Below are 12697 nucleotides of genomic sequence, written 5' to 3'. Positions count from 1 at the left end.
TTATGTCATTCACTGATATTTACTCGATCACTGGTTCCGCGATGACAGCACAAACTGTGCGTCTTAATACGGTAGCCAGTAACTTAGCAAACGCAGATGCAGTATCTGCAAATCCAGAAGATGCTTATAAAGCGCTTAAGCCAGTATTTGCGACTGTGTACCAAAAAACGCAAATGACAACAGAAAATGGAGCTTATCCCAATGCAGAAGTTCGCATTGTTGACGTTGTTAAAAATGCTGGAGATGCAGAGAAGCGTTTTGAGCCGAACAACCCACTGGCTAATGATGAAGGCTATGTGTTTTACCCAGATATTGATGTAGTTGCTGAAATGGCAGACATGATGTCCGCAACACGCAGCTTCGAAACGAATGTTGAAGTATTAGCCAATGTAAAAAGTATGCAGCAAGGTCTGCTTAGATTAGGGCAGGGTAGCTAATGAGTATTGCACAATACACCCCTTTATCGTCTGACGCTCCAGTAAATACAAAAGCAAAAGACAGCAACGGTATCTCACCAAACCCTAAAGACATGAACAGTGCTTCTTCATTGGAGAATGAGTTTATTTCTTTGATGGTGGCTCAAATTCAAAACCAAGACCCACTTAACCCCCTTGATGGTACGGAATACGTTGGTCAATTGGCTCAGTTCTCGCAGGTACAAAGTACCGAGAATATGTCTAAGACAATGCAACAGAGCATGGTGTTACTGGACAACATGCAAGTGCTATCAACAACGGGCCTTGTTGGGCAAACGGTTTACGTCAACGCGGATGAATTTCAGCTTGGTGAAGACGTACAAAACGGAAAAATCGAACTCGCTCATAGCTCAAACCAAGTCACGTTAGTTGTTAAAGATGAATTTGGTCAATCAACTAAAGTGCCACTAGGTGCTCACGGCAAAGGTGACGTCGACTTTTCAATTAATCCTGAAGAACTTGGTCTTAAACCAGGCAAATACTCAGTGGCCGTAGAAGTGCAAGAAGGGCAAGCAAGTCCAAATGTGCTGATGGCAGGCACTGTTGAGCAAGTGCGCATTCCTAATACCGGTGGCGCAGCATTAGTCAATGTCCATGGCGTTGGCAACGTTCCTTTCTATCAAATCACTCAGTTTGGTGCTTAACCAAATACGGAAATCAGAGGTCTATTTATGAGTTTTAACATCGCACTAAGTGGTCTGGACGCGACCAACACAGAGCTAAACACAATCAGCCACAACATTGCCAACGCATCAACGTATGGTTTTAAAGGTGGGCGCACAGAATTCTCCGCTGTATACAACGGCATGCAACCTGGTGGTGTGGAAGTCGCGTCAATTTCACAGAACTTCGACAAAGACGGCAGTATCACAGGAACTGGCCGTGCGATGGACCTAGCTATTAATGGCGGTGGCTTTTTTGTTACTAAAGATAATATGGGTCAAATGTTGTACACACGTTCAGGTGTGTTCTCAACGGATAAGAACAACTTTGTTACGGCTAACAGCGGTGCAAAGCTTCAAGGTTACAGTGTCGATAGCAACAACAACCTAATGACAGGTTCTGTGGGTAATATTCAGGTATCGACTTCCTCACTGAATGCTAAAGCAACAGACAGCTTAGATTTTGTTGCGAACTTCGACGCAAGCGCGTCTGTTATTGATAAAGCCGTAACGCCATTCAATCCAAAAGATCCAAGCTCATTTAACTCGTCTTACACAACAAAAGTCTACGACTCATTGGGTAACTCGCACACGGTAACTCAGTACTTTACTAAGACTGCTTCTAACTCGTGGGAAGTGAACGTTCAAGTAGATGGCGGTACGACGCCAGTAGCAACTGTGCCTGTAACGTTTGGTAAAGATGGCTCGCTTTCAACACCAACTGCGCCGTTTAATGTTTCATTCCCTGCAGCAGGCGCGAACGCGATGAGTGTAGACATTAACCTGAAAGGCAGCACGCAATTTGGTGCAGCTTTTGGCGTAAGTACTAATAGTCCTAACGGTTACACATCAGGTGAACTTGCAGGTGTACGCGTTGAAGGTAACGGCATGGTTTACGCGACTTACACTAACGGCCAATCACAGCTACAAGGTCAGGTTGTTCTTGCTGATTTTGCAAACACACAAGGCTTAGCGAAAGTGAGTGGAACATCATGGACTCAAAGCTTTAGCTCAGGTGCTCCAATTATGGGTGTTCCGGGTTCAGGTACGATGGGTGACCTAACTCCGGGTGCATTAGAAGGTTCTAACGTTGACTTAACCAGCGAGCTTGTTGCTCTAATGACTGCACAACGCAACTACCAAGCAAACGCAAAGACAATTTCTACCAGCGACAAGCTTACTCAAGCTTTGTTTAACGCGGTGTAATGGGAGTTTTGCATGGATAGTTTGTTATTTACGGCAACGTCGGGTGCCAGCCGAGTTCTTAAAGCGCAGCACGTTCGTTCAAACAACTTATCAAATGCTGATACTGCGGGTTTTCGAGCGGATATGGAGCGTGTGCGTAGTGTAGAGATGCAAGGCCCAGGTTTTGATGGTCGCACTATGGTTGTGACCAACTCTGCCTCAACACGTTTCGACGCTGGCGATATTGTGAAAACAGGACGTCCGTTGGACGTTGCGGTTATGGGTGAGGGGTATCTCTCTGTAGAAACCCCAGCGGGTAACGAAGCTTACACCCGTGCAGGCAATATTCAGGTCGATACTTTTGGCGCTCTAACAATCAATGGGTTCCCTGTCCTCGGTGACAATGGTCCTTTGGTTGTGCCGGATTACCAAAAGATTGAAATCAGCGAGCGTGGTCAAGTCTCAGTGATCCCACCAGGTGGCGGCGCAGAAATTGTGGCAGGCACTTTGAAGTTGGTTAAACCGGAAATTAATCAACTGCAAAAAGAGAGCGATAGCTTGCTGCACAGCGTAGATGGCGTGCCATTCGCGGCAGATGAAACCGTGCAACTCTCTCCTGAGCACATTGAGGGCAGTAACGTATCTGCTATTGATGAATTGGTTAGTGTGATGTCGCTGACGCGCAACTTTGAAATGCAAGTTCGCATGATGAAAACGGCGGAAACTCTAGCAAAAGCTGGTAACAAATTAATGGCGGCGAGCTAAGTCTCGCCCCGCAAGGAGTAAAAAATGCATTCAGCATTATGGGTAAGTAAAACAGGCATGGCAGCGCAAGACACGAAGATGACTGCCATTTCTAACAACCTAGCAAACGTAAACACGGTTGGCTTTAAGCGTGACCGAGTCGTATTTGAAGATCTTTTCTACAGCATTCAGCGTCAACCAGGCGCACAAGTAGACCAAGTTAACGAACTACCAAGTGGTATTCAGCTAGGTAGCGGTGTTCGCGTTGTTGGCACACAAAAAGTGTTCACGCAAGGTAATACCCAAAACACAACGCAAGAGTTGGATCTTGCTGTAATGGGTCAGGGTTTCTTCCAAATAGAAAACTCGGACGGACAGATCATGTATACACGTAATGGTCAGTTCCATCGAAACTCAGAAGGCTTAATGGTGAACAGTCAGGGCCTGCCTTTAGAGCCTCAAATCCAGATCCCAGACAATGCGGTCTCTTTCTCTGTGGGTGTTGATGGCACAGTGACTACAACAACAGCAGACGATCCAACACCTCAGCAGCTTGGTCAAATTACACTTGCAAAATTCATCAATCCAGCCGGCTTAGAGGCCATGGGTGGCAACTTATTCCGTGAAACGGAAGCTAGCGGTCCAGCTGATGAGCTGATTGCAGGAGCTGATGGCGCCGGCATTATCAAGCAAGGTGCACTGGAAGGGTCAAACGTACAAGTAGTAGAAGAGATGGTCGACATGATCACCACTCAACGTGCGTATGAGATGAATGCGAAAGTGGTCTCTGCTGCAGATGACATGCTGAAGTTTGTTTCGCAATCAATGTAAGTATGAAATTGGTGATGATGAAGGAAAAAGCAATGAAATGGCTTTCTAAGAGTTGGGCAGTAGCCGCCGTGTTGCTGGTGGGATGTGCTGGCCGTCAGGAATTTATTCCGCCTGAGCCGAATGCTGAGGAATATGCACCACCAACGCTCGATTACACGCTGCCGGAAACCCAATCTGGTAGCCTTTATCGTCACCAATACACGATGACTCTGTTCCAGGATCGTCGTGCTTACCGAGTTGGCGATGTATTAACGGTTCAATTATCAGAAGAAACCTCATCGAGTAAAAATGCGGGTACTAAGTTCGGTAAAAGTTCAGCAATTAACTTTGTGGCGCCGACCATAGGCACGAAAACTATCGATGAGTTAGGGGTTAGCGTGGATGGCAAACGTAACTTCGATGGCAGTGCATCAAGTTCACAAGGCAACAAGCTTCAAGGTGCCATTACGGTAACGGTACACGAAGTATTACCTAATGGCGTATTGCGTATCAGCGGTGAAAAATGGCTTCGTCTGAATCAAGGCGACGAGTTTATTCGTCTAACCGGTATCGTCCGTGTGGATGATATTAACCGCAGTAACCAAGTTTCTTCTCAACGAATTGCTGATGCAAGAATTACCTACGCAGGTCGCGGAGCGCTAGCTGACAGCAACGCAGCCGGGTGGCTAACTCAGTTCTTCAACAGCCCATGGGTACCTTTCTAATGAAGACAATGCAATCTTTCTTTATGTCTCTCCTATTGGTGTTGACCTTGGGACTACCAGGCACTTCACGTGCTGAAGCGGAAATTCCGATCATGGACTTGGTCGATGTTCGCGGCATTCGAGAAAACCAACTGGTTGGTTATGGTTTGGTAGTTGGCTTAGCCGGCCAAGGTGACCGAAACCAAGTGAAATTTACCTCTCAATCTATTACCAACATGCTACGTCAGTTTGGGGTTCAAATTGATGACAGTATGAACCCTAAGCTACGAAATGTGGCTTCTGTGAGTGTGACAGCGTCCGTTGACCCAATGGCAGGCCCAGGACAAACGTTGGATGTGGTTGTGTCTTCAATCGGTGATGCAAAGAGCCTTCGCGGTGGTACGTTATTGCTAACGCCTTTACGTGGTATTGATGGCGAAGTGTACGCGATTGCGCAAGGTAACGTGGTTGTGGGCGGCTTATCTGCAGAGGGGCGAAGTGGCTCCAAAGTAGAAGTAAACACACCAACGGCGGGTCGCGTTCCGAATGGTGCGACTTTAGAGAGAGAAATCAAAACTGATTTCAACCAACGTGATGAAATCACCCTAAACCTGCGCAAGCCTAGCTTCACTACAGCAAAAAATATTGCGCGTGAAATTAACAACACTTTTGGGCCTAACGTTGCAGTTGCGATCAATAAAGCGCGCATTGATATGCGTGCACCAAAAGATACACAGCAGCGTGTCGTCATGATGTCGATGCTTGAAGAAATGAGCGTCGTTGAAGGCCGTAAACCTGCTCGTATTGTCTTTAACTCTCGCACTGGCACCGTAGTGATCGGTAAGAGTGTCAAAGTGAGTGAAGCAGCAGTAAGTCACGGTAACTTGACCGTGCGAATTTCTGAATCACAACAAGTTAGTCAGCCTAATGCGTTTGCAAATGGCGATACGAAAGTCGTTAACCAAACGGACCTTGATGTGAATGAAGATCTCGCTCAGATGGTGATTTGGCCTCCAGGCACGGAACTTAACACCATAGTTAATGCGGTAAATAGTTTAGGTGCCACGCCTACAGACTTGATGTCTATCCTGCAAGCTTTGAGTGAAGCGGGTGCATTGAACGCTGAATTGGTCGTGATATAAGGAGTTAAGGATGAAGCTAGACAGTACCAATGAACAAACTCAGTTAAATTCGATGCTTTATCACGACAACAGTGCATTGGCTCACATCAAGCATAGTCGTGATCAAGAAGGCGCACTTGAAGTCGTCGCAGGTCAATTTGAGGCAATGTTCCTACAAATGGTGTTACGCCAAATGCGTAGCAGTAGTGATGCTCTTGCTGATAAAGACAGCCCGTTTGCCAGTCAGCAACAAGGGGTATTCCGTGATATGTATGACGGACAGCTGGCGATGGAACTAGCAAAGAAACAGAGCTCAGGCATTGCCAATATGCTCATCCAGCAGCTGAGCCCGTCTATGCGTGAGGTTGCTTTCGATGCTGCGCGCAACATCTCATCCGCTAACGATGGTAAAGCTTCGAATTCTGAATCTATCTCACAAGTAGATTCTAAAGAGGTGGAGAAGAATTCAAGCCTATTTAATACCGCTTCTCAAGCCGTCGCCTCTGTTAAACAGGTATTCGGTGAGGCCGGTATGACTACCGCGTTTTCTCAGCCGTTGATCAGAAAAATGGAGCTGTAAATGAACCTAGTTAATATTGCCCTTTCAGGTTTAGGCGCGAACCGTGTGGCCCTAGACGTAACCGCGCAAAACGTGGCAAACGTGAATACCGTGGGTTACAGTCGTCAACAAGCGTTGATGGCGTCTGTCGATGATGGTAAAGCCAATCGCTTAAGTCCAGGTTTAGGGGTAGAAGTCACTAGCATTCGCCGCGTTACTGATCAATTTCTGATTAAGCAAACGTGGTCGACTAACAGTATGGCGGCATACGCATCTGGATACACCAGTAACATGAGTCAGCTGGAGAATACGCTTGGTGCCGATGGTTTCAGTATATCGGCTGGCTTGGACTCACTAAACGCCGCGCTTAACGATGCGACCGTTAAGCCAGAATCCATACCCTACCGCCAGCAGATCATTAACGAATCTGAAGCTTTGGCCCGCCGTTTTAATACGCTTACCGAATCTTTATACAATCAACATAAAGACATGAGCGACCAACGTAATGCAGCGCTTAACCACGCGAATAGCCTTATGGAAAATATCGCGAAGGTGAACAAGCAACTGGTAGAGATGCAAGGTACAGGTGGTAACCCATCACAGTTAATGGATGAACGAGATAGGTTAATCGGTGAGTTATCTCAAACCATTGAAATCAAAACAACACAGCAGCATGACGGCAGTGTTCAGGTCACACTAACCTCTGGTCAACCGCTTGTGATGGGTACGGACCATGGCAAACTGGAAGCCATTCCTGACCCGAGTGATCCTTACTTGGCGGACTTACACGTCACGTTCTCGAATCAAAGCTTTGCGATTGGTGACTCGCTTGGTGGCAAATTAGGTGCGATTAATGACTATCAAACCGAAGTGTTGAAACCAAACCAACTGGCTCTGAATGACATGGCGAAAGCTCTCGCGGATGAATACAACGCCGTGCTTGCAACTGGCAAAGACTTAAATGGCAACCCAGGTAAACCTTTGTTCAGCTATGACCCAGCAAACCCTGCAGCCAGTTTGGATATTACCAAGCTAACTCCAGATGAGCTTGCGTTCTCAAGTGATGGAACACCTGGTAACGCAGATGCGTTGCAATCATTGATCGAGTTAAGCAACAAGCCAGTGGCGGTATCAGGTTACGGCTCAGTAAGCTTGAACGATGCCTTTAGTTCAATGGTGGGTCAAACCGCAATTAAAGCACGCCAAGCTAATGCTGATTATCAAGCGAAGTTAGCCATGAACAAGCAAGCGCACGCAGCTCGCGATAATGTTAGTTCCGTAAACAGCGATGAAGAAGCGGCTAACCTAATGATGTTTGCTAATGCGCACAATGCCAACATGAAAGTGATCAGCACAGCAAATCAACTGCTCGATTCTATTCTGCAGTTATTCTAAGAGGAAAGTTTAGATGCGAATTAGTGACAATCAATTTAGTCAAATGATGTTGCACAGCTTGCAGAGCAATAGCGCGGGATTAGGCGAAGCTTTGCAACAGATGTCTACTGGCAAGCGCTTAACCAAGCTGTCTGACGATCCAATGGCTTCGATCAAGTTGCTTAACTTAGACCGAGAAACCAGTGCGATTGCTCAGTACAAAAACAACATTGAAAACGTAAAAACGACGCTATCGAGTCAAGAAACCCATTTAGATTCGATCAAAGAAAGCTTAAAAAGCATGCGAGACATCGCGCTTTGGGGTGCGAACGGCTCTCTTACTGACGAAAGTCGTGGCGGTATGATTACAGAGCTTAAGAGTTACCGTGATTCTATTGAGTCGTCTTTTAACGCGCAGGATGAAGAAGGGCACTACCTTTTCTCTGGTACTAAAACGGATACTGCGGCTGTAAGTAAAGCGAGCGGCAGCTACGTAATTGAAGGTAATAGTGACAAGCGCGTAGTAACAATTGCTAAAGGTGTCACGATGGATTCCAATATGACTGCAAAAGAAATATTGGACCTTGGGGGAGGCCATAACGTGCTTAACCAAATTGATGCGCTGATCAAAGAGTTTGAGAGCCCTACCGCCAACTTCAGAGCTGAAGTTGAGGCGAGTATCAGCGCTATCGACGATACTTTTTCAAACGTACTAGGGACCATGACTGAGATTGGTGGTCGACACAACAACTTAGATCTTGTTGGTGGCGCGCACAGTGAAAACAAGCTGTTCGTTGACAAAGTATCTGGAGACCTCTCTGCTCTGGACTATGGTGAAGCGTCGGTACGATTGAGTAATTACATGGCCGCTTTGCAAGCAACGCAAGCAAGCTATGTGAAGATCGATGGTTTGTCGCTGTTTGACCGTTTATAAGGTTAGGAAGTTCTTTTTATGGTAATGAGTACAGTAGAGGTTAGACCCCATAGCATACGCTTAGGTGGACAAGAACAAGCCTCTATCATGCCGACCCGTTCTGCAGACTCAAGTACGGCAATTAAACCGCGCCCGGCGCAAATTCAGGCTGACACTGCGTCAGCCTACTCTGTATCTGGTATTCAGCTTACGCAGGGTCAGCAGCAAGCCACGGCGGTTCAGATCGCGTCCAAATCGCTGCAGGTGATTGGCAAAGAGCTCACGCAAATTAAACGTGGTTTGACGCAAGCTATTAATCAAGGCGTACAAAATGTTCCTGGTTTGCAGGATACATTGGTTCGTTCTAAAGCCACCATCCAAAAAGTCGTTGAGCAAGCACGTTTCGATGGCCAGAAAGTCCTAAATAACGAACTGCACTTAAAACTGGATAAAGCGGATATTCGTCGCTTTTCTATTCCAGGTTTGAATGTTCATCGCTTAAGCGACAAGGCCGAGCAAATCCGTTTGGATTTTCCTCAAGGTCAAGCGGTGATGATTCAGTTTGATGGACAATCAGACGGTGAGCGAACGGTCAAAATGCTGGATCGCAGCTTGATTGCGTTAGGAATGCGAGCCTCATTAGCCGATGATGGCAGCATTTTATTTGAAGCCAGAGACAACGCTTATCAACAAATGCAGCAAAAGGTGATGGTAACGGGGGAAGGGCACCGCTTCCCTGCGGGACAGCCTAACGTTTTGAACTTAAAGTCTGAGCCAGATGGTATTGCGGAGCTCGGGTTTGATCTAGGCTCACGCGACGGCATCAAGCAGACGATTGCCAAAGTAAATCAGCATCTGAAACAAGTTCAAACGAGCTTGCAGGAAGCGAAAGCTTTTCATGGTGAACTGAATACTCAAATGCGTTCTATCCAAACCAAAACCGCACAGCTTTCAGTCAATGAAGTGAATGCAAAACTGGATGGATTCATGCAAAAGTCTGGCGAGTTTACTTCGACTTTTCAGGCATTGAATGCGCAAGCAAACGTGCGTCGTCATACCGTGGTCGCTTTACTGAAGTAACGAACACTCCAATGATTCCCGGCTTTACACTGTTATCGTCCCCCAATAACGAAAACAGCGCACTGTCGGGAATCTCTCTTTGACTCGTCTAGGGCTCGAGTGCTTTTGCCACCGAACGATTCAATTTCTGGAATAGCCATCCAAGTGCTATCAAAGATGCACCTAAGCCTAAGAAGCTTATTGCTCGCCAGAACCCATCCAGAGAGCTCACATCCCATAAGAATACTTTCAGTGCGACACCGGCAAGGACCACTAGACCGACACGCTGCATCATCAGCCCCTGTTGGGTCACGCCGCGCCAAGTCAGCAATCCACCTACGAGCAAGCCAGCCACTGAATAACTGAACAACTCTGCCATGCTGGTTGGCTGATACAGCATCATCGATGTGGTTTGCCAGAATTGACGGATAGACATCCCCAACCAAATGGCTGCAAGTAAAAAGCCTAGACTAGCAATCGCAAATCGATGAACTTGCAACGTATTCCAGCGCTTAAACGTTGCGATAAGCAGGATGCAAGCTGGTAACAGCCAGCCGATACTCAGCATGTTAAAGATGGGAAGTGCTTGTGCCGAGACGTTATCAGTCACCAACGGCGATTCTGCCGTATTAAGCAAAATAATCAATATAGCGAACGCGCACCAAAGCAAGTAACTATAGATTTCGTAGATACGGCTTAAGCGTTGCGCAAATTGGCTGCGGTAGCTGTATACCAAACCCATAACTAATGCTTGATTGGCAAAGACTGCCGCACTTGTGAAGTCGATGTGCCCCAAGTAACCATATTGCCCCGTTAACCAGTAGTTAGTTTGGGTGAACAATGCCATTAAGAATACATGTAAAAACGCCCCTTCAAACCAGTTGGTCAGTTCTCGGTCCACTTGTTTTAGTGTTGAACGAGCATAAGACAAGATGAAGAGAGAAGGCATATAACTCACAAGAACCCAAGCCCAATGCCCAGCTTCTACCGGTTGCCATTCGGGGATGAAAGGTAGCAGCGTGAGTCGGATAACCAGTATTCCCATTGTCACTTTAATCGCCCAACTCGCAGGTCGAAATAACCCGACTTGAGCCTGTAAGGCCATTATCGCAACTTGTATTGAGATTGCTGTTGTTAACCAAGTATCGCTCAACCAAACAAAAGCGATACCTACGATTAAAGCATGCATAACGGCAGAGCATTCTAATGCCAACGAACGTGCACGCTGACCAAGCACAACATAGTAAGTGGCCATCAATGCGCAGAAGGTAGTCCAATACCACAGGTAGCCTTGCATAAATTCGTCAACATAAAGCAACGTAATTAAGCTCATCGCGGGAGCCAGTACCAGCAGAAGCAGCCCACTGAGTTGCGAACGGTCACTAAGTGATTGGCAATATGTTCGATAGCCGATCAGTGCAATACTCACCGCCAATGCGAATAGAATGCTAGCTTCTCGCTCTAACATATACAGCGCATCAAAAGCGATGGTAAGAACAATCAGCGCGGTTGCTGAGACGAGAATAGATGGCAAAAATACACGTAATGACCAGCCTGTACGAAGTGCTGGTAGCCAGATGATCGCAACAAGCAGCGTATAACAGTACGCCATTTGTAGAGTGTTCAGCTCCGGCATTCTGGTGACGGCAGAAAAGGTCAATAAAGCAGTTGCGAGAGCGGTAGCGGTCGGCGAGTTTGTCCACTTGCTTTGATAGTGACGAAAGCGAGGATTGAGCATCCAACCCATTCTCGGAACCGCGAAAATGAGATACAAAGTGATGGAGAGATAAATCGCGAGCCACGAGAACAACCGTTCTGTTGGTACACTCTCAATCAACAGCAACATCCAAATGACATGTGGAATCGCGATACTTGGCGTAATCCATGCCCTACGCACTTTTTGCATCAATAAGGTCGCCGCGAACGAAATCGCGCAGATGTATCCGGCTAACAAAAAGTAGTTGGGTTCACTACCTCCAATCCACAGTGGTGCTGTGTAGCCACCAATTAAGCCAAGCACGGCCATTAACGGCCCTTGTCGCAATGATAATGCTAAACTGAAAAATGCCGCTGAAGCCAAGATGATCAACGAGATACTTGGCGTTAGCATTTGATAAACCACAAAGGCAAAAATGACGGTGCAGTAAATGCCCGTTAATCCCGTACCGGTAACGGCAGCAGGAACATACGTAAAGCCTTGGGCTCGTGCTGCCCGCTGCGGATTCTGTTGTTCTTTACGGTGAAACCACTCGCCAACAAGCACCATAAGTAATGAGATCACAAAGGCAAAGGACACTCGCATAAATGGCGAAAACTGGATGTGACTACCAATCACCTGTACGAGATAACCTCCACCGATCAGCATGGCCAATGCGCCTACCCAAACCAACCAATTTTCTTGAATGTTGCTAAGCAGGCTCTGAACTTTACTCTGAAGGAATGACTCATTTTCTTGACTAAAAACATCCAGTTGCACTTCTCTTATCTGGGCGTACCCTTGATTCGCAGCGCTCTGGTCCAAGTCTAGGTTGGCAGCTGGATCATGTTCCCCAGAGGATGAGACATTTTTCTGTGGTGATTCTATGTGAGGTGACGTCGCTACAGATGGTGTGTCTTTTTCGATGCTGGATTGTTGGTGCGCTTGTTGGTTTGAGCCCCCATGGACACTGGCTCGTAGTGATGTGACTTCCTCACGAAGTTTGGTTAGTTCTTTTTCTAAAAGTGCAGCTCGGTTGGCGGCTTTCACTCCGATGAGGATGGCGAGACACGCCATGAACAGTGCTAGTATTACGTACAATCCATTTCTCCTTGCGTACGTCGCGTGACCCACGATTCTTAACTTTGAGCACTTACGCTAAAGCTTAGTTCATGCTCTATGCCTTAGCCTCATATAGTGCTAGGTTCCGCGCTTTCTTTAGAAATCATTCTACATAATGAAACTCAATGCGTAATGATGAATTCGACAAAGTCGCACACTTGTGTGCCACTTTAAGACCTGATGAACAAAAATGAGTCGTTAAGTCATTGGGGGTCAACTATATTCATAGTTCTGATGCGATCGCCAAAGGACTTCAAACATGTGCGTTTCGT

At 46.7% G+C, this 12697-nt stretch carries 12 protein-coding genes; 11 read left to right on the top strand and 1 reads right to left on the bottom strand.

From position 1 onward, the window contains the following. The first annotated feature begins 2 nt into the window (after positions 1-2). Genes flgC through R7O03_RS01400 form a run of 11 tightly spaced genes read left to right on the top strand, consistent with a single transcriptional unit; the run spans position 3 to position 9628 of the window. Complete coding sequence (flgC, locus tag R7O03_RS01450; RefSeq protein ID WP_005374012.1) at positions 3-437, top strand: flagellar basal body rod protein FlgC; 435 nt, start codon at positions 3-5, stop codon at positions 435-437. Further along, positions 437-1120: a flagellar hook assembly protein FlgD gene (flgD, locus tag R7O03_RS01445; RefSeq protein ID WP_318131329.1), complete on the top strand. Its 684-nt coding sequence runs from the start codon at positions 437-439 to the stop codon at positions 1118-1120. The genes flgC and flgD overlap by 1 nt, the downstream gene beginning before the upstream one ends. Before the next feature lie 27 nt (positions 1121-1147). After that, positions 1148-2344, top strand: coding sequence for a flagellar hook protein FlgE (gene flgE, locus R7O03_RS01440; RefSeq protein WP_017635110.1), 1197 nt, complete (start codon positions 1148-1150; stop codon positions 2342-2344). A 12-nt stretch (positions 2345-2356) separates the two neighbouring features. Beyond that, positions 2357-3088, top strand: coding sequence for a flagellar basal-body rod protein FlgF (gene flgF / locus R7O03_RS01435; RefSeq protein WP_005374009.1), 732 nt, complete (start codon positions 2357-2359; stop codon positions 3086-3088). Positions 3089-3112: 24 nt separating this feature from the next. Further along, positions 3113-3898, top strand: a complete 786-nt coding sequence (gene flgG, locus R7O03_RS01430; RefSeq protein WP_005374008.1) for a flagellar basal-body rod protein FlgG — start codon at positions 3113-3115, stop codon at positions 3896-3898. A 32-nt stretch (positions 3899-3930) separates the two neighbouring features. Continuing rightward, positions 3931-4602, top strand: coding sequence for a flagellar basal body L-ring protein FlgH (gene flgH, locus R7O03_RS01425; RefSeq protein WP_017635111.1), 672 nt, complete (start codon positions 3931-3933; stop codon positions 4600-4602). Then, positions 4587-5723 (top strand): flagellar basal body P-ring protein FlgI, encoded by a 1137-nt coding sequence (locus R7O03_RS01420; RefSeq protein WP_086026720.1) that lies wholly within the window; start codon positions 4587-4589, stop codon positions 5721-5723. The genes flgH and R7O03_RS01420 overlap by 16 nt, the downstream gene beginning before the upstream one ends. A gap of 10 nt (positions 5724-5733) precedes the next feature. After that, entirely contained in the window at positions 5734-6282 is a 549-nt protein-coding gene (locus R7O03_RS01415) for a rod-binding protein (protein ID WP_285384978.1), read from the top strand. Further along, positions 6283-7656, top strand: coding sequence for a flagellar hook-associated protein FlgK (gene flgK / locus R7O03_RS01410; protein ID WP_005374000.1), 1374 nt, complete (start codon positions 6283-6285; stop codon positions 7654-7656). Between the two features lie 13 nt (positions 7657-7669). Continuing rightward, positions 7670-8569 (top strand): flagellar hook-associated protein FlgL, encoded by a 900-nt coding sequence (flgL, locus tag R7O03_RS01405; RefSeq protein WP_005373998.1) that lies wholly within the window; start codon positions 7670-7672, stop codon positions 8567-8569. A gap of 18 nt (positions 8570-8587) precedes the next feature. Continuing rightward, positions 8588-9628 carry a flagellin gene (locus R7O03_RS01400; protein WP_005373996.1) on the top strand — a complete coding sequence of 347 codons (1041 nt, stop codon included), beginning with the start codon at positions 8588-8590 and terminating at the stop codon, positions 9626-9628. An 88-nt stretch (positions 9629-9716) separates the two neighbouring features. Here R7O03_RS01400 and R7O03_RS01395 read toward each other — a convergent pair whose 3' ends face one another. Next, positions 9717-12380, bottom strand: a complete 2664-nt coding sequence (locus R7O03_RS01395) for a DUF2339 domain-containing protein (protein ID WP_411977457.1) — start codon at positions 12378-12380, stop codon at positions 9717-9719. Between the last annotated feature and the right edge of the window lie 317 nt (positions 12381-12697).

It is taken from the genome of Vibrio sp. Vb2960 (assembly GCF_033337665.1).
In the GTDB taxonomy this organism is placed as follows: domain Bacteria; phylum Pseudomonadota; class Gammaproteobacteria; order Enterobacterales; family Vibrionaceae; genus Vibrio; species Vibrio alginolyticus.
This window is presented reverse-complemented; position numbering and strand designations above follow the sequence as displayed.

Excerpts from the sequence above, each read along its gene's own strand:
- flgC (WP_005374012.1), top strand. The coding sequence starts at position 3 with ATGTCATTCACTGATATTTACTCGATCACTGGTTCCGCGATGACAGCA.
- flgD (WP_318131329.1), top strand. The coding sequence starts at position 437 with ATGAGTATTGCACAATACACCCCTTTATCGTCTGACGCTCCAGTAAAT.
- flgE (WP_017635110.1), top strand. The coding sequence starts at position 1,148 with ATGAGTTTTAACATCGCACTAAGTGGTCTGGACGCGACCAACACAGAG.
- flgF (WP_005374009.1), top strand. The coding sequence starts at position 2,357 with ATGGATAGTTTGTTATTTACGGCAACGTCGGGTGCCAGCCGAGTTCTT.
- flgG (WP_005374008.1), top strand. The coding sequence starts at position 3,113 with ATGCATTCAGCATTATGGGTAAGTAAAACAGGCATGGCAGCGCAAGAC.
- flgH (WP_017635111.1), top strand. The coding sequence starts at position 3,931 with ATGAAATGGCTTTCTAAGAGTTGGGCAGTAGCCGCCGTGTTGCTGGTG.
- R7O03_RS01420 (WP_086026720.1), top strand. The coding sequence starts at position 4,587 with ATGGGTACCTTTCTAATGAAGACAATGCAATCTTTCTTTATGTCTCTC.
- R7O03_RS01415 (WP_285384978.1), top strand. The coding sequence starts at position 5,734 with ATGAAGCTAGACAGTACCAATGAACAAACTCAGTTAAATTCGATGCTT.
- flgK (WP_005374000.1), top strand. The coding sequence starts at position 6,283 with ATGAACCTAGTTAATATTGCCCTTTCAGGTTTAGGCGCGAACCGTGTG.
- flgL (WP_005373998.1), top strand. The coding sequence starts at position 7,670 with ATGCGAATTAGTGACAATCAATTTAGTCAAATGATGTTGCACAGCTTG.
- R7O03_RS01400 (WP_005373996.1), top strand. The coding sequence starts at position 8,588 with ATGGTAATGAGTACAGTAGAGGTTAGACCCCATAGCATACGCTTAGGT.
- R7O03_RS01395 (WP_411977457.1), bottom strand. The coding sequence starts at position 12,380 with ATGGCGTGTCTCGCCATCCTCATCGGAGTGAAAGCCGCCAACCGAGCT.